The sequence below is a fragment of the Allofrancisella guangzhouensis genome (assembly GCF_000815225.1).
Taxonomy (GTDB): domain Bacteria; phylum Pseudomonadota; class Gammaproteobacteria; order Francisellales; family Francisellaceae; genus Francisella; species Francisella guangzhouensis.
In genome coordinates this window covers 708,355-725,813 of sequence record NZ_CP010427.1, presented here as the reverse complement: position 1 = coordinate 725,813, position 17,459 = coordinate 708,355, and the positions used below count along the sequence as shown (strand labels likewise).

Genomic DNA, 17,459 nt, shown 5'->3' with positions numbered 1-17,459 from the left:
AACACTATAATGTATAAAACATTTAAAATAGTTTATCTTTTTTCTCATACATAACAAAATATAGGAATAAAAAATATAAAACTTAATACTTAGTTAAGTAAATCATAATTTATCAAGTGGCAAGATGATTAACCGGTAGGCATTTTATGGCTCGGTTAATGAACGTATTAAAGTATGGCCGTAGAATTCATAATTTCATACTTAAACGGATATATCACAGCATATAAATACAGACTAATCTATAAACTATTCTACCAACTATTTTTATTAGAAAAACTTGGCTAAATACGTTATCATTTAAGAGTATTGACTTAAAATTTCACAAATATATCAAATAAGGAAGAAAATCGATGAACTTACATGAATATCAAGCTAAAGATCTTTTAGAAAGTTATGGTCTAAAAGTTCAAAAAGGTATCGTAGCTCATAACCCTAATGAAGCTGCTCAAGCATTTGACCAAATCGGTGGCAAATTTGCGGTAGTAAAAGCTCAGGTACATGCTGGTGGTCGTGGTAAAGCTGGTGGTGTAAAAGTTGTTAAATCATCACAAGAAGCTCGTGAAGTAGCAGAAAAACTTATCGGTACAAATTTAGTTACATTCCAAACAGATGCTGATGGTCAACCAGTAAACTCTGTAGGCATATTTGAAGATGTTTATCCTGTATCTCGTGAGCTATACTTAGGTGCTGTTGTTGATAGGTCTAGCCGTAAAGTTACATTTATGGCGTCTTCTGAAGGTGGTGTAGATATCGAAGAAGTAGCACACAATTCTCCTGAAAAAATCCTTAAAATAGAAATAGATCCTTTAGTTGGCCTTCAACCATTCCAGGCTCGTGAGGTTGCTTTTAAACTTGGTTTAGAAGGCAAGCAAATCAACGATTTTACAAAAACTATGTTAGGTGCATACAAAGCGTTTATCGAATGTGATTTTGCTTTATTTGAGATCAACCCTCTTGCTGTAAGAGAAAATGGGGATATAGTTTGTGTTGATGGTAAGATCAACCTAGATTCAAACGCTCTTTATAGACACCCTAAGCTACTTGCTCTAAGAGATAAATCTCAAGAAAATGCTAAAGAGCTTAAAGCTTCTGAACATGAGTTAAATTATGTAGCCCTTGAAGGCAATATTGGTTGTATGGTAAATGGTGCTGGTCTTGCGATGGCTACCATGGATATTATTCAACTGTACGGTGGGAAACCAGCTAACTTCCTAGATGTTGGTGGGGGTGCTACTAAAGAGAGAGTAATCGAAGCTTTCAAACTAATTTTAGATGATGAAAATGTAAAAGCTGTCTTAATTAACATCTTTGGCGGGATAGTTCGTTGCGATATGATTGCAGAAGCTATTATTGAAGCTGTTAAAGAAGTGAATGTAACTGTACCAGTGGTAGTACGTCTAGAAGGTAACAATGCTGAACTTGGTTCTAAGATTTTATCTGAATCCGGATTAAAGCTTATTCCTGCTGATGGTCTAGCTGACGCTGCTAATAAAGTTGTAAAATCACTAGGTTAATTAATTAAAACAGTTAAAAGGATATTTAAATAATGAGCGTATTAGTTAATAAAAATACAAAAGTTTTAGTACAAGGATTTACTGGTAAAAATGGTACTTTCCACTCAGAGCAAGCTATTGCATATGGTACAAATATTGTTGGTGGTGTAACTCCCGGTAAAGGTGGTCAAACTCATTTAGATAGACCAGTATTTAACACTATGAAAGAAGCTGTAGCAGCTACAGGTGCTGATGCTTCTGTAATCTATGTTCCAGCTCCGTTTGTAAAAGACTCTGCTATAGAAGCAATTGATTCTGGTGTTAAGTTAGTTGTAATTATTACAGAGGGTGTACCAACTCTAGATATGCTTGTAGTTAAAGAGTATTTAGAAGGCAAAGATGTTAGAGTTATTGGTCCAAACTGTCCCGGTATTATCACTCCTGGTGAATGTAAAATTGGTATTATGCCAGGGCATATTCACCAACCAGGTAAAGTAGGTATTATCTCTCGTTCTGGTACGTTAACCTATGAAGCAGTGGCTCAAACCACTAAACTTGGTTTTGGTCAGTCCACATGTATTGGTATAGGTGGTGATCCAATTCCTGGAATGAATCAGATTGAAGCTTTAGAGCTTTTAGAAAATGACCCACAAACAGAAGCTATCATTTTAATCGGTGAAATTGGTGGTACAGCTGAAGAAGAAGCTGCTGAATATATCAAACATAATGTAACCAAACCTGTTATCGGCTATATTGCTGGTGTAACTGCACCTCCAGGCAAGCGTATGGGACATGCTGGTGCTATTATCTCTGGCGGTAAAGGTACAGCAGAAGAGAAATTTGCTGCGTTTGAGGCTGCTGGTATTGCATATACAAGGTCCCCTGCTGAGATTGGTAAAAAACTTAAAGAAGTTACTGGTTGGTAATTTAAATAAAAAATTTAAGGTCATTAAAAACAAGTAATCCCAAACCAACTCTAATCTATAATTCTTCACTTTTAAGTTCATCTTTGATTACAAAGTTAATTTTCTAAAGATCGCCTAATGTTTTAGATATAAACTCCTTATAACCATTGAAAGCTAAATTAGCTGGTCTAAAATGTCTTCTCTTATTTGAAACTATAGCTTTGAGTTAATTTAAAACTTAACTAATAAATTTTTGAATCGCACCACATTAAAAATACATAAGGAAATTGACAATTTAATTTTATATGAGAGACTTTAATAAATTTTCTAGGTAAAATACGTAAATAGCTTAGGAAAGCCTAACAAATTGGTCCCAACAAGATAATAAAGAATTTAAGCTTAACTATGGTCACTTTAGAAATATGCGTAGATAACTACCAATCAATTATAAATGCTCAAAAAGCTAGCGCTGATAGACTTGAGCTATGCTCTGCTCTTGGGGTTGAAGGGCTTACGCCCTCGCCCAGCTTAGTAAAATTTGCTAAAGATAATTTCAAAGGCTCATTGCAAGCTATGATTCGTCATCGAGCTGGTGATTTTTACTATAATCGAATTGATCAGCAAATTATGCTTGATGATCTAAAGGCTATGCTAGAATTAGATGTAGATGGTATTGTAATTGGGGCTTTGACAGAAAAAAATAAAATTGATAAAGAATTTCTAGAACCTTTTATTAAACTCACTAAACAGTCAGGTAAAGAACTAACTTTTCATAGAGCTATAGATTTAACTACTGATATAAAAACTAGCATAAAAGAAGCTATTGAACTTGGATTTGATAGAATTTTAACATCTGGAGCAGCTACAAGTGTAATAAAAGGATTACCGACTATAAAATCTCTACAACAAGAATTTGGCAACCAAATCCAAATAATGCCTGGTGGTGGTATTAATTCACACAATATAAAAGAGATTTTGGATACTACAAAGGTAGCAAATATTCATTGTTCAGCCTCTAAAAGAATATTAAGAAATGATGACTTCAAGGTTTTTTCTCAGTCAGCCCTAGAAATTAAAATTAGTCAAGAAGATGAAATTACGCTAATAAAATTGATATTATAAAAGTATTAACTAAAACTGGTTTTATTAATTTGAAGCCTTTATAAAAAATGTACACTATATCTAGAATAATTCATTTTAGATAATTACTTCAAGGAAACTTTGTCTATCTTTCTTTGTTAACCTAACTCTATGCTCATTCATTAAAGTACCATTGTAGGTTTTGTTTAAAGTCTCTAAAATATCCATCATTAGTTCATAACATGTTTTTATATCATACCCTAAAGCTGAAAGCTTTTTAAAATTCATAACAGCTATTATGCCATTTACACTACCTTCATTAACACTCTCAAATTCTTGCTTTTCATCATCTGGTAAAATACTAAATATAACATCCCCATGATCGATTTTTTGAAAAACTTTATCTCCAGTGTATCTAAGATCACAGTATTTCAATTGAGTAGCTAATTTTTTTATTTCAATAGGTTCTATACTTTCAAAATACAACAAAAGATATCCTTCTCTTAATAAAGGGTACTCAAGCTGTATTTCTACGATATCATCAGAAAAATTATTTTTTAGTTGATTTGCTAAAAGTTCACTACTTTTTTTCTCTATATTTTCTAAAGTCATTTTTTGTTTCAAACGCAAACTTTTACGAAAAAAGTCAACAATTATTAATACCACTAAGATTAAAACTAGAACTAGAATTAACGACATTATAACACCCACACCAAAATCTTTTATTAAACTAATATTATATATATAAAGATTATAAAAATTAAGATCCTTGACCAATTATAGAATCTAATATATCAACTATCTTTTGATCAGTATCTACTATCATATTTTTATGAATATTCATAAACTCATGAATTATATAATCATTTCTTTGCTTATCATCAAATAGCTTTTTTAATTCTTGATATAAATTATCTACTGTACAATCCTCTTGTATTAACTCTTTTATTATTTCACTTTTATGTAAAATATTAGGAAAAGCCCAAAAACTATGATTACCGATTAATAATCTTCCTAAAAAAGCTGACAGTGCCGAGACCTTGTATCCAACTACCATTGGTAATTTACACAACATAGCTTCCAACGTAGCTGTACCAGACGCCAATAAACTATAATCAGATGCTTTTAAAATTTCATGCGATTTAGCACTAAACACTTTTATGTTTAATTTTTGTATCTGCTTTTTATACTGATCAAAGATTGGCTGTAAGGATGGTTTAGCTAGAGGCATTAGTGCTTCAAACTTGTATCCAGAATCAACCAGTTTTTGTAAAGCTTCAAGAAATAGAGGTAAAAGTCTAGATACCTCGTTACTCCTGCTGCCAGGTAAAATTGACAATATAGGTAAAGTTGTGTCTTCTACTTCTAGTCCTAGTTCTTTTCTATAACGAGACCTATCTATGTTTACAGGTATGCTTTTCGCTAAGGGGTGCCCAACGAATATAGCTTCAAAGTTATGCTTTTTTTTATAATAATCAACTTCAAAAGGTAATATAGCTAATATTTTATCTGTAGCTTTCCTAATTTTCTTAATTCTATATTCACGCCACACCCATATTTTAGGGCTAACATAATGTATAGTTTTTACACCAGCTACTCTAAGTTTTCTTTCAACACTGAGATTAAAATCTGGAGCATCTATTCCTATAAAAATATCTGGTTTATTTTGTTTAAAATAATTGATGATTTTACTGCGTATATTTAGGATATACCATCCCCTTGAAACTATCTCCAAAAAACCTATCAAAGAAAGAGCATCCATAGGATAAAGGCTCTTAAAACCAGAAGCCTCCATTTTAGGACCGCCTATACCTTCTATAATAGCATGAGGATACTTTTCTTTAAGCTTAGCAACTAAAGTACCACCTAACTGGTCTCCTGATAGTTCACCAGCTACTATACCTATTCTCATTATCTTAATATACCTCTTCTAGAGGTACCCATTAACTCAACGAAAGGTTCCAAAATAGGTTCTTCTATAGCCATATTTTTTATAATTTCAAAGGCTTCACTTATCATTAAACCTCGGCGATAAAGTATTTTGTAAACATCTTTTATCTTCTTTATCTGATCCGCTGTGAAGCCTCGTCTTTTAAGACCTTCAGAATTTATACCGCAAGGAGAAGCTCCAGCAGTAACCGCTGTTACCATTAGATATGGTGGAACATCTTTTCCTATAAGGGCAGCGTGTGCAATAAAGGCATGTTTGCCTACAGTACAGAATTGATGGACGCCTGTATTAGAGCTCAAAATAGCATAATCCTCAATATGTACATGCCCAGCTAAGCCAACACCATTTACTAAATTAATATTATTCCCTATTTTGCAGTCATGACCAATATGCACATAACACATAATTAGATTATTGTTGCCGATCGAAGTGACTCCAGACTCCTTTAAAGTACCACCATGTATTGTCGCACACTCTCTAATGACATTATTATCACCTATAACAACTTGGGAAAAGTCTCCTTTTTTATAAGTATAATCAATAGGATCATCTCCAATAGATGCATATTGAAAAATACGATTATTTTTACCAATAACTGCATTATCACCTATAGTAACATGGCTTTTAAGCTCAGTACCTTCACCAATAATTACGTTTTCACCAACAACACAAAATGGTCCAATTATAGCACTATCTGCTATCTTAGCACTTTCGTGAACTACCGCTAGGCTATGTATCACTATTAATAATCCTTATAAGCTGCCATTAACTCTGCTGAACAAACTATTTGTCCATCAACTTTTGCTACAGACTCAGCTGTACATATAATATTCTTTTGCTTAACCATTCGTGATTCAATAATTAGTACATCGCCAGGGACAACCGGTCTTTTTACTCTAACCTTATCTATACCTGCAAGCATAAAAGTTCTTCTACCACCACCAGCTTTAGCAACAACATGTGCAAATAATGTTTCAGCCATTAACTCACCTAATATAGCTGTAGCTTGAGCCATAGCTTCAACAATTAAAACACCTGGCATTACCGGAAACTCCGGAAAATGTCCATTAAAAAAATCTTCATTAATTGTAACGTTTTTTTGAGCTATTATACTTCTTTCCTCAACATTCCAGTCAACAATTTTATCTAAAAGAGCAAAAGGATACCTATGTGGCAAAATTTTCCTAATTCCCATCACATCTATTTGCTTATTATTTTCATCAAATTGACTCATTACAAATCCTCATTACTTACTAGTTAATTTATTTTCCAAATCTTTAACTCTAGCTATTAATTTATCTATTTTCGACAACCTAGCTACAAATCTACCCCACTCAATTCTTGGTTTTGCTTCAAAAGCTGCATAATACATGCCCGGCTTTGTCACCGATTTACCTATATTAGAGGCACCCCCTATTATAGCATTATCGCAAATACTAATATGACCAGTAATAGCTGACTGTCCCCCTATAAGACAGTTACTACCTATCTTGGTACTACCTGCTACTGCTGTTACACCTGCCAAAGCAGTATTTTCGCCGATAATGACATTATGAGCTATCTGTACTAAATTATCAATACGCGCTCCTTTTTTAATAATAGTGTCATCAATAGCACCCCTATCAACAGTAGTATTAGCACCAATTTCAACATCATCCTCAATAACTACTCTACCTAATTGAGGAATTTTAGTCCATGAACCATCATCATCACGTGCATTTCCAAATCCATCACAGCCTATAACTGCATTTTGGTGAATAATGCATTTTGAACCAATTATAACATCATGAGCTATTGATACATTACTTTTGATAATAGTAGAATCACCTATTCTTGTTCCATCATCTACTGTAGCACAAGCACCTATAATAACATTATCACCTAAAACAACATTTTCACCGATAACCGCATTAGCATCAATGGTTACATTTTGACCAATAATCACAGTAGATGCTATAACTGCCTTACTATGTATCTTCCCACTAGGTAATGGAGATTTATCAAAAATCTCCATTACCTTAGCTAAAGCCATGTATGGGTTAGATAATATAATAGCATTCGTATTACAGTAGCCTAAAGCCTCTTCAGTAATTAAAACAGCAGAAGCTTTTGTATTAGACAAGTCTTTTAAATACTTAGGATTCGTACAAAAAGATATGTCACCCTCTTTTGCCTGAGATAAAGTGGCTATTTTAGTTATTTCGACGCTACCATCCCCCTTAACAACACCATCTAATTTTTCTGCCAATAAATTTAAGCTATACATATCACCACCAACTAAAGTTTTTGTTTTTTAAGAAGCCTTGTTCATCATAGCTACAACATCGTTAGATATGTCATCAACCCCATTTGCATAAGCAAGAGCCTGAGTAGTTAGTATGATATTATAACTTTTTTGTTTTGCTATGGTTTCTACTGACTTATCAAATGCAGATTGGAACTTTTTAGATAACTCATCTTTTTTTGCGTATTCTTTTTGTTGTAAAACTCTAGCTTTTTCTGCAAAAGCCTGTTGTTCTTGCTGTATTTGCTGTTGTTGTTTTTCTAGCTCAGCCTTTGTAATGGTAGTAGATTTTTGTTGTAATTCTTTAATCTTTGCCATAATATCATTTTGTTGCTGCTGCAACTTTGAAGCCTCTGGCTTAAGGTCATTCTCTAATTTTTTAACACTCACTGAGCCAAGATCTGTATCATTAAAGATCTCTACTGGATTAACTACAGCTATCTTAGTATCTGCATATGATACCGTAATAGAGGTTGTAAAAACTGCTAACATAACTAGAATTTTGTTGATTATTTTTTTCATTTCTTTCTCCTTTGATTTTTAGAAATTTTGTCCAAGTGAAAACTGGAATACCTGGGTGATATCACCCTTTTGAACATTAAATGGCTGAGCAAAAGATATTGCTAGTGGTCCCATTGGCGAAGCCCACCTAAACTCAACACCTACTGAGTATTTAAGGTTACCTAAAGATGGCGATGTAGGGCTAGGTGGTGTTGGAGATAGTACCCCATTTAGGTCATATGTTATATATGTATTACCTATATCTAAAAAGGCACCAATTCTCATATTAGAACTATCTTTAATAAAAGGTACTGGAAACAATAAATCCCAGTTGTTATAAATGTTAAGGTTACCACCAATTGAGTTTCCTGGTTGAGGATTATTAGGATCTACTAAGTTAAGATCTCTAGGTCCTAATGAACCTTGTAAAAAACCACGCACCGATCCCCAGCCGCCTCCGTAGAAGTTCTCATAAAAAGGTAGCTCTTTAGTTTTCCCATAGCCTCCACCGTATTGAACTCCTGCCCTAATTGATAATGCTGATAAGTCTGTATTTGGCACAGCAATATTATAAGTCCCTCCAACTTCGACTTTATAAGAGTTAATATTACTTATTCCTGGGATATTTATTGAGCCATTTAAATTAAATGACCCACCTTGCGTTGGAAACATATATTTATTAGAATTATTATAACTCCAACCACCCGTTATAGCAGGCTCATTAAATACATTCCTACCGCCTTGCTGCTGGATAAACCACTCAACTATAGAAGATTTGTAACCTTCTGACTGTTTAAGGGTATTATTAGCAAAAGTTAATCCCCAAGATACATTACTAAATGTTGATATAGGCAAGCCATACATCAACCTTGCACCAAATGTATCTAATTGATATGCAGCAATTGCATCAGTTTTAGCAAAGTTTGAACGGTTAACATATGCTGAAACGCTTTGACTGATTCCTGAAGTAGTGAAAAAAGGGTCAATATAACTTATATCTAATTGTTGAAATGGTATGGAAAGTTGAGCATTAATATTAAAAGTATTACCCGTACCAAACACGTTAGGCATATTAAGCCTACCACCTATCATAAAGCCATATAAATCTGAATAACCCAAGCTACCAGTTATTGAATTAGCGTTACGTTCTTTAATATTATAATTTATATCGACTAAGTCATCTGTACCTTCCACAGGGACAAGCTGCATATCAGCAGAGGCAACGTAAGGTAGTTGATCAAGTCTTCTTTGTGACTTATCTATAGCCTCTTTATCATAAGTAGACTGCTCATAGTATTGAAGCTGTCTACGGAATACATAATCATTCGTAACATTATTACCAAAAAAATTAACTCTGTTTACGTAAACTTTTTTACCAGCATCTACAACAAATTTAAAAGAAACTACTCGTTTTTCCTTATCTACATCTGGAATAGGGTTAACTGTTACAAAAGCATAACCTTTACTTCCCAATAAAGTCTTTATTGCCTCTACCGTATCTACCAGCTTCTTCTTTGAGAAGACTTCTCCCTCTTGTAGCTGAATTAGAGATTCAACCTCTGATTTAGGGATTATAAATTTACCATCTAGAGATATATTGCCAACTTTATAAACATCTCCTTCTTGGACACCAAAAGTTATATAGGAATGCTCACGATCTTTCGACATTGAGGCTTGCTTGGATGTAACCTTAAAGTCAAGAAAACCTCTATCAAGGTAATAGTTTGTCACATCCTGGATTGATCTGTCCATACCATTAGGAGAATAACTATCAAACTGGGCTAAAAATCCCCATAAATTCCAAATAGATGGAGCTTGGAAGGCTAGCCCGCTTTTTAGATCACTATCATCAAAACTTTTGTTACCAACAAAATTTATATCATCAATTGTTGCAGGTTTTCCTTCCTTAATCGTCAGATTAATATTTATCCTATTATTTGGTAGTTTTCTAATGTTTTCATCAATTTTAGCTCCATATAGTCCCATCATTGAATATTGAGAAAGTAACGATTGTTTAAGTAAAAACATCGTATTAGGATTATAAACATTACCTACATAAATACCTGCATCAGTAAAAACTTTTTCAAGATCTTCTTTCTTGATTTTTTTATTACCACTGAAGCTAAAATCTGCGATAATTGGTCTTTCTTTTACATTTATAAAAAGGTTACTACCTTTACGATACAGATCTACACTATTGAAAAACCCTGTACCATAAAGATTGTTAATAATTTGGTTTGTATCTTCTGGTGTGATATAACTCCCTCTCTTAAAGCCTATACGGCTTTTAACTACATCTCCCTGCAAACCCTCTAAACCATCTATAGATACTTTGTCTAGTATGAAACTACCTGTTTCTGCCCAGCTAACACACGCAATACCCATAAGAAGAGAGGTTAATACAAACTTCTTTCTTAAAAAAAACACCTAACTTTACCTCAAAATAGAATCCACAAAACATCGAGTTTTTTTATCAATATCAAAAACTTCATCTATTTGTTTAGGATTCTCGAATTTTAATTTTTTTAATATTTTTTTATTTATTTTTATAATGTCTAAATATTTAATTTTACCATCTAAAAATGCTTCTACCAATTTCTCATTAGCAGCATTAAAGACTATATTTGCTGCGTAATCTTTATTTTTTAAGTTTTCAAAAACCAATTTTAGAGCTTCAAACCTACTAAAGCATACTTTTTTAAAAGTTAATTCAATTTTTGTAAAATCTAGCTCTGCAACATTTGTACGCCCTCTAGCTGGATAATACAAAGCATTTGCAATTGGAGTCTTCATATCTGGAACCCCCAATTGAGCCAGAAAACTACCATCTACATATTTAACCATCGAGTGAATAACACTTTGAGGATGAATTAAAACGCTAATTCTATCAGCTGGAACACGAAAAAGCCAATATGCTTCTATCACTTCCAAAGCTTTATTAACCATAGTTGAAGAATCAACTGAAATCTTTCTCCCCATACTCCAATTAGGGTGAGCGCATGCCTGCTCTGGGGTTATATCAACTAGATCCTCTAGCTGCTTATCTCTAAAAGGTCCTCCAGATGCTGTAAGAATTATCTCAGCAATTTCTTTTTCATTAAAAGTTTTGCTTTGGTTATCTAAGCACTGAAATATTGCATTATGCTCACTATCTACAGGTATAAGCTGAGCATTATTTTTTGCTACTTCTTCAATTAACAAATGCCCAGCAGCTACTAAAGATTCCTTATTAGCTAAAAGTATTTTTTTACCCGCTCTTGCAGCTGCAAAAGTTGGCTTAAGCCCAGCGACTCCAACTATAGCAGACATTACTATATCGACTTTTGGATCACTAGAGATTTGTTCTAAACCTTCATCACCAACTAAAATCTCAACTTCTTTAACAAGCTCTTTAAGCTCTTTATATTTTTGCCAATCTTGGACCACAACATACTTAGGCTGGAATTCTTTACATAAATTAGCAAGTTTTCTTATATTACTAAAGGCACTCAGAGCATACACTTTAAAGCTACTACTCTCTCTAATTACGCTTAATGTACTATCTCCTATAGAGCCTGTAGCCCCTAATATAGTAACCTTGCTTTTCATAAACATAACCACGTTATTCTGCTGCTAAGTCAGCATCTAAAGAGGCTTCAGTTTCTTCCTCTAAGCTTTCCTCTATATCTGCATCATCTTTTACAACTTTCAAACCTATAAGTTTTTCATTATTTCTTAGATTAATCAACCTAACACCTTGTGCTGAACGACCACACTCTCTGACTTCAGATGAAGATATTCTAACTAAAGTGCCATTATTCGTAATCATTACAATATCTTCGTCTTCAGCAACAAGTACAGCTACAACTACTTTACCATTTCTATCTGAAGTTGAAATTGCTATAACTCCTTGACTAGATCTTCTTGTTTTTCTGTATTCAGAAACTGGAGTTCTTTTACCATAACCATTTTCTGTAGCAGCTAAAACGACCCCTTCCTCAGGATTTGTCACAAGCATAGAAACTATCTTTTGATCATCTTGTAAACGCATACCTGTAACACCCGCAGCAGAACGACCCATGGCTCTAACATCAGATTCATCAAATCGAATTGCTTTTCCTGCGTCTGAAAACATCATAATCTGCTTATTCCCATCTGTAAGTGCCACGTAAGATAGCTCATCACCATCATTTAGACCAATAGCGATTTTACCTGTAGAGCGAGGTTTTGCAAATTCTGATAAATCAACTTTTTTAACTCGACCTAGTTTTGTAGCCATAAATACATACCAACCCTCCTCAAACTGAGAGATTGGCATAAGAGCAGTAATTTTCTCATCTTTTTCTAATGGCAAAATGTTATTTATAGGCCTACCCTTAGAAATTCTACTAGCTACCGGGAAATCATAGACTTTTGACCAATAAACTCTACCTAAACTTGAAAAGCATAGCATAGTGTCATGGGTTGATGCTAAAATTAATTTAAAGATACTATCTTCTTCTTTAGTTTTGGTTGCAGATTTTCCTACTCCACCACGTTTTTGAGCGTTGTACAAACTTAATGGTTGAGTTTTAACATAGCCATCCATCGATAATGTTACAACCATTTCTTCTTCTGCTATTAGATCTTCTCTTGTTAAATCTAACCTTGAAGAAATAATTTCTGATTTTCTAGCATCACCGAAGTTTTCCCTAATTTCAACAAGCTCTTCTTTGACTACCCTAATAAGCTCATTTGTATCACTTAATATTGATATTAGATACTTAATTTTGTCAATAAGCTCTTTAAATTCATTCACTATCTTGTCTTGTTCAAGACCTGTTAATCTATGTAATCTCAAAGCTAGGATTGCATCAGCTTGCTCTTCTGTTAAGTTATATAAAGAATCTGTTTGAATACCGTAATGAGAAGCTAGTATTTCTTTACGATACATTTTAACATCAACACCTTCAAGCATATTTTTAACAAGAACACCATTCCATGACCTAGCTAACATAGATTCTTTAGCATCAGCTGGACTTGGAGAAGCTTTGATAAGCTCGATCATCTCATCTATATTTGATAAAGATAATAATAACCCTTCTAAAATATGCGCTCTTTCTTTTGATTTTCTTAGCTCATATATAGTACGACGGGTAACAACTTCTTTTCTATGTTTTATAAACTGCTCTAGTATTTCTTTTAAACCCAAAAGCTTTGGTCTATTATCACTAAGAGCAACCATATTTATACCAAAACTACATTGTAATTGAGTTTGAGCGTATAAAGTATTTAATACAACTTCTGGAGACTCGTCTCTTTTTAAATCTATTACAACTCTAATACCATCTTTGTCAGACTCATCTCTAAGTTCTGAAATACCTGTTACCTTTTTATCTTTGACAAGCTCAGCGATTTTTTCAACTAGTTTTGCTTTATTTACTTGATAAGGTATTTCTGTAATTATTATTTGTGATTTACCAGATGCTTCATCTTCTTTTATATCGGCCTTAGCTCGCATTATCACACGACCACGACCTGTTTTATAAGCTTCTAGAATACCATCAGTACCATTTATATAAGCTCCTGTTGGAAAATCTGGTGCTGGAATGTAGTGTATTAGCTCTTCCACACTTAAACTTGGATTATCTATAAGAGCAATTGTTCCATTAATTACCTCTGTCATATTATGAGGTGGGATATTAGTAGCCATACCAACAGCAATACCTGATGAGCCATTAACCAAAAGGTTTGGCACTCTTGTTGGTAAAACATCTGGAACTAGCTCAGTATTGTCATAGTTTGGAGAAAAATCTACCGTCTCTTTATCAATATCCACCAAAAGTTCATGGGTAAGCTTTTGCATTCTAATCTCTGTATAACGCATAGCTGCTGGTGAATCACCATCAACTGAACCAAAGTTACCTTGACCATCTACTAACGTATAGCGTAAAGAAAAAGATTGGGCCATTCTAACGATAGTATCATAAACTGCTGTATCACCATGTGGGTGATATTTACCTATCACATCACCGACAATCCTAGCAGACTTTTTATAAGGTCTGTTATAATAGTTTGATAGTTCATTCATCGCAAAAAGAACTCTTCGGTGAACTGGCTTTAACCCATCTCTGACATCTGGTAAAGCCCTACCAACTATAACACTCATTGCATAATCAAGGTATGATTGCTTTAATTCTTTTTCTATATTTATCGATGATGATTCTTTAGTCGTTACAGACATTACTTACCGTTTTTAATAAAGATATGACATATAGGTGATATTTTAACATACTCAAGCCTAAAAAGCATCTTTTGATAATAAGTAAGAAACCAGTAAAAATTCTTAAAAATGTATGACTAATTAGTTAATTGCCAATTTATAGTTTTAAGTTTATGATCAAGTAAATACTGGTTACAAAGTATAAAATGGTTACATCCTAGAAAGCCGCGATGAGCTGACAAAGGAGATGGGTGGGTTGACTCCAGAATTAAGTGTTTAGAATTATCAATAAGGTTTTTCTTTTTACGTGCATGGGAACCCCAAAGCATAAAAACAACATTCTCTTTATATTCCGATATTTTATGTATTACCATATTTGTAAAAGCCTCCCAACCAATATCTTTGTGTGAGTTTGCCTTATGAGCCTCCACCGTTAAAGTTGTATTTAACAGAAACACGCCTTGCTTTGCCCAATCAACTAAGCAACCATGATTTGGAATCTCAAAATCTGGGATACTGCGAGCAAGCTCTTTATACATATTGCGTAAAGATGGTGGAATGTCAACTCCCTTTTGTACTGAAAATGCTAGACCGTGAGCTTGATTATAATTGTGGTATGGATCTTGACCAAGAATTACAACTTTTAAATTTTCTAACTCAGTATACTTAAAAGCATTAAAAATATTCTCTTTAGCTGGAAATATAACTTTACCTTTATTTTCCTCACTAGCCAAAAATTCTAATATTTGCTTAAAATAAGGTTTTTGTTTCTCTTTTGATAAAATATCTGACCAGGTCATTGCAAGCGCCCTTATGGAACTTCTCTTAAAATTTTTAATTTATATATTATATTATTTAAACAACATTCTTGAAACTACTGTTTTTCAAATAACGTTTCTATCCTTTAGGATTTAATATGTAAATTTTCTAATTTCTCCTTTATACCTGCATCAGCTACTCTACTCCAAAATGAAACTTTCTTTTTATGCTTTTCTATTAGAGAGTTAAAATAATCTATAGGCTTTTTAACCTCTTTCCATTGCTCAATACTTTCAGCAAATTCTATTGATTTTTTCAAGTCACTAACAGCGTAATCATAGTATTTAGATTTACCACCATCCAAGCAATTTTCCAAGAGTATTCTTCTAATGATAACAGCTGCTATAGGATTAGATTTAGCTAAATATGTACTAATCTTCCTCATTTCAGATACAGAGTAATATAAATCTAAAACCTTACCACTCTTACTAAAAGTGATAAGCTCTTTTTCTAATAGGTCAAACTCTTCGATATTATAAAGTTCACTTATAGTAGAATGATTAAAATCTTTTGCCAAAACAACTTTTTTTATCTCATCTTTTATTTTAGTTTTTTCATCATTTGAAGCATAGCTTAAATACTGTAGATATGAAGAATTATTTATATAGTAACCATCAAATGTGCTTTCCCATAGGGTTTCTTTAACTTTTGTAATATTTCCATCAAGCAAATAAGCATCTATCAAAAGCTTTTTTTTATCTCGTTGAAAATTTTCATGAGTAACATTTTGTAAGTATTCTATAGCTTTATCTTCTTGAAAAGCATCTATATACCTTTGAGCAATATTTAAATATGTATATTCATAATTTAAGTCTCCCTTTGCTTTACACACAGCAATATATCCATCAATATCTTTTCTCTTATCAGCGATAATTTTATGTAGAGTTGCACTAACATCAGGTTCATATCTTTTATCACCACCTGAATTCAACTTATTTACAGGCACTAATATACTCTCTAAAGCACTTAAAACATCTTCATTCAAGCATTTTGAAAAATTTAATACATAGTCTTTATAACCGTATTTAGCACTGTCAAGTGTTTCATAAATAAAAGTAGCTATCTCCAAAGGCTTGCAAGTACTATTTGCATAAGCTCTATCAAGCATCATAAAAAGATTAGAAAAAGCTTCTCCCATTTCACCATTAGAATCGTCTATATTTTCGGCGATTTTTTCTTCTTTATCTATTATTTTCTTAGCCAATTTAATAGCTAAGTCAGGGGCTTGAGGAACAAGAAATTTATCTATTTTATTTACAACACCCCTTACTTTATCTGCAAAATAATGGCATTCCCAATAACCATAAAACTTCCTATTACTTGTAATAGATGTGACCTCTTTACTCACTAACTTATAGAACTCTTTAGGATCATAAGCGAACAATAGCGTTTTAATTTCCTTTTCATAAGTCTTATTTTGACTAGCAAGACTCTCTAAAACTGTCACTAATTGTTCTTTTGTTAATTCCTCTAATTTACCAGTTAATGTTTTCATAACCTTTTTCCTCCAAAATATTCATCATAAATAAATTCAATGTCTTCCACATAACTATCATCAGCTTTTCTTAGAAGTTTTTTCAATACATTTTCATAACTATGATACAGTTGGTTTTTTTGAATAAGTTTCACAGCTGACTCAAACATGCTACTGCAGCTATCAGGGTAGTTAGTATCATAGCCAATTCCATATCTTCGTATAAATCCTAGAAGCTCATCGATATAACAAAGCATCAAATCTATAATGTGTTCATCAGTAACAGGTAGCTTTTTGAAATCAGATACAACCTTTTTAGCATCTTTTATACTTGCTCTTGGACAACCATAGTTAGGATTGCCGTAAAACTCTTTATTAATTTTTTGTTTTGCTTCTTCTAAAGCCTCATCAGCGCTGCCACTGTCATATAGCATGGTATAGTGTTTTTAACTTGAGGAAATTGTTTAAACAAAAGCTCTATATCTGCCTGTAAGTCTTCTCTTGATCTAAACTTTAACTCTTTTCTAAGTTTTGTTAGTGTTATATTTTTCATTTACAGCCTCGATAACTAATATGCACTTTTTTATGTTGCTATTTATTTTTGTGGTATATACAAAATTTACACATACCTGTTTTATTGTTTTGCTAGATTGTATTCTCAATGCATATATTGATTCCGTAATGTGTCCTATTAGGAGTTAAATAATTTAAACATTTTTTAGGTCTATTATTCAAGTCAATTTACAACTTTGTGAAACATAAAGTTTTAAC

Annotated in this window: 16 protein-coding genes; 3 read left to right on the top strand and 13 right to left on the bottom strand. The window is 33.0% G+C overall.

Features of this window, described 5'->3' with window-relative positions; genetic code table 11:
- The first annotated feature begins 350 nt into the window (after positions 1-350).
- From sucC to SD28_RS03395, 3 genes are all read left to right on the top strand, one after another.
- Positions 351-1,514, top strand: a complete 1,164-nt coding sequence (sucC, locus tag SD28_RS03405) for an ADP-forming succinate--CoA ligase subunit beta (RefSeq protein WP_039124103.1) — start codon at positions 351-353, stop codon at positions 1,512-1,514.
- 32 nt (positions 1,515-1,546) lie between these two features.
- Positions 1,547-2,419 carry a succinate--CoA ligase subunit alpha gene (sucD, locus tag SD28_RS03400; RefSeq protein WP_039124101.1) on the top strand — a complete coding sequence of 291 codons (873 nt, stop codon included), beginning with the start codon at positions 1,547-1,549 and terminating at the stop codon, positions 2,417-2,419.
- Between the two features lie 384 nt (positions 2,420-2,803).
- Entirely contained in the window at positions 2,804-3,520 is a 717-nt protein-coding gene (locus SD28_RS03395; RefSeq protein ID WP_039124099.1) for a copper homeostasis protein CutC, read from the top strand.
- 75 nt (positions 3,521-3,595) lie between these two features.
- Here the strand turns inward: SD28_RS03395 and SD28_RS03390 are convergent, their stop codons facing one another.
- The 13 genes from SD28_RS03390 to SD28_RS08075 all read right to left on the bottom strand — a co-directional run bounded on the left by SD28_RS03390 (position 3,596) and on the right by SD28_RS08075 (position 17,241).
- Positions 3,596-4,177, bottom strand: coding sequence for a cell division protein ZipA C-terminal FtsZ-binding domain-containing protein (locus SD28_RS03390; protein WP_039125760.1), 582 nt, complete (start codon positions 4,175-4,177; stop codon positions 3,596-3,598).
- 61 nt (positions 4,178-4,238) lie between these two features.
- Positions 4,239-5,390, bottom strand: coding sequence for a lipid-A-disaccharide synthase (gene lpxB, locus SD28_RS03385; RefSeq protein ID WP_039124097.1), 1,152 nt, complete (start codon positions 5,388-5,390; stop codon positions 4,239-4,241).
- A complete protein-coding gene (gene lpxA, locus SD28_RS03380; protein WP_039124094.1) occupies positions 5,390-6,169 on the bottom strand; it encodes an acyl-ACP--UDP-N-acetylglucosamine O-acyltransferase in 780 nt (259 codons plus the stop codon). The genes lpxB and lpxA overlap by 1 nt, the downstream gene beginning before the upstream one ends.
- Before the next feature lie 2 nt (positions 6,170-6,171).
- A complete protein-coding gene (gene fabZ, locus SD28_RS03375; RefSeq protein ID WP_039124092.1) occupies positions 6,172-6,663 on the bottom strand; it encodes a 3-hydroxyacyl-ACP dehydratase FabZ in 492 nt (163 codons plus the stop codon).
- 12 nt (positions 6,664-6,675) lie between these two features.
- Positions 6,676-7,695 carry a UDP-3-O-(3-hydroxymyristoyl)glucosamine N-acyltransferase gene (gene lpxD, locus SD28_RS03370; RefSeq protein WP_039124091.1) on the bottom strand — a complete coding sequence of 340 codons (1,020 nt, stop codon included), beginning with the start codon at positions 7,693-7,695 and terminating at the stop codon, positions 6,676-6,678.
- Positions 7,696-7,722: 27 nt separating this feature from the next.
- The gene (locus SD28_RS03365) at positions 7,723-8,235 is read right to left on the bottom strand and encodes an OmpH family outer membrane protein (RefSeq protein ID WP_234385019.1); all 513 of its coding nucleotides are present in this window, start codon (positions 8,233-8,235) and stop codon (positions 7,723-7,725) included.
- An 18-nt stretch (positions 8,236-8,253) separates the two neighbouring features.
- On the bottom strand, positions 8,254-10,641 hold the full coding sequence (bamA, locus tag SD28_RS03360; RefSeq protein ID WP_039124090.1) for an outer membrane protein assembly factor BamA: 2,388 nt from the start codon (positions 10,639-10,641) through the stop codon (positions 8,254-8,256).
- Positions 10,642-10,647: 6 nt separating this feature from the next.
- The gene (gene dxr, locus SD28_RS03355; RefSeq protein WP_039125756.1) at positions 10,648-11,808 is read right to left on the bottom strand and encodes a 1-deoxy-D-xylulose-5-phosphate reductoisomerase; all 1,161 of its coding nucleotides are present in this window, start codon (positions 11,806-11,808) and stop codon (positions 10,648-10,650) included.
- A gap of 7 nt (positions 11,809-11,815) precedes the next feature.
- Positions 11,816-14,416, bottom strand: a complete 2,601-nt coding sequence (gene gyrA, locus SD28_RS03350; protein ID WP_039124089.1) for a DNA gyrase subunit A — start codon at positions 14,414-14,416, stop codon at positions 11,816-11,818.
- Positions 14,417-14,532: 116 nt separating this feature from the next.
- Entirely contained in the window at positions 14,533-15,195 is a 663-nt protein-coding gene (ung, locus tag SD28_RS03345; RefSeq protein WP_039124088.1) for a uracil-DNA glycosylase, read from the bottom strand.
- Positions 15,196-15,299: 104 nt separating this feature from the next.
- Positions 15,300-16,709 carry a DUF6880 family protein gene (locus SD28_RS03340; protein WP_039124087.1) on the bottom strand — a complete coding sequence of 470 codons (1,410 nt, stop codon included), beginning with the start codon at positions 16,707-16,709 and terminating at the stop codon, positions 15,300-15,302.
- Positions 16,706-17,122, bottom strand: a complete 417-nt coding sequence (locus SD28_RS03335) for a hypothetical protein (RefSeq protein ID WP_039124086.1) — start codon at positions 17,120-17,122, stop codon at positions 16,706-16,708. The genes SD28_RS03340 and SD28_RS03335 overlap by 4 nt, the downstream gene beginning before the upstream one ends.
- Positions 17,086-17,241, bottom strand: a complete 156-nt coding sequence (locus SD28_RS08075; RefSeq protein ID WP_157698625.1) for a hypothetical protein — start codon at positions 17,239-17,241, stop codon at positions 17,086-17,088. The genes SD28_RS03335 and SD28_RS08075 overlap by 37 nt, the downstream gene beginning before the upstream one ends.
- Positions 17,242-17,459 lie beyond the last annotated feature (218 nt).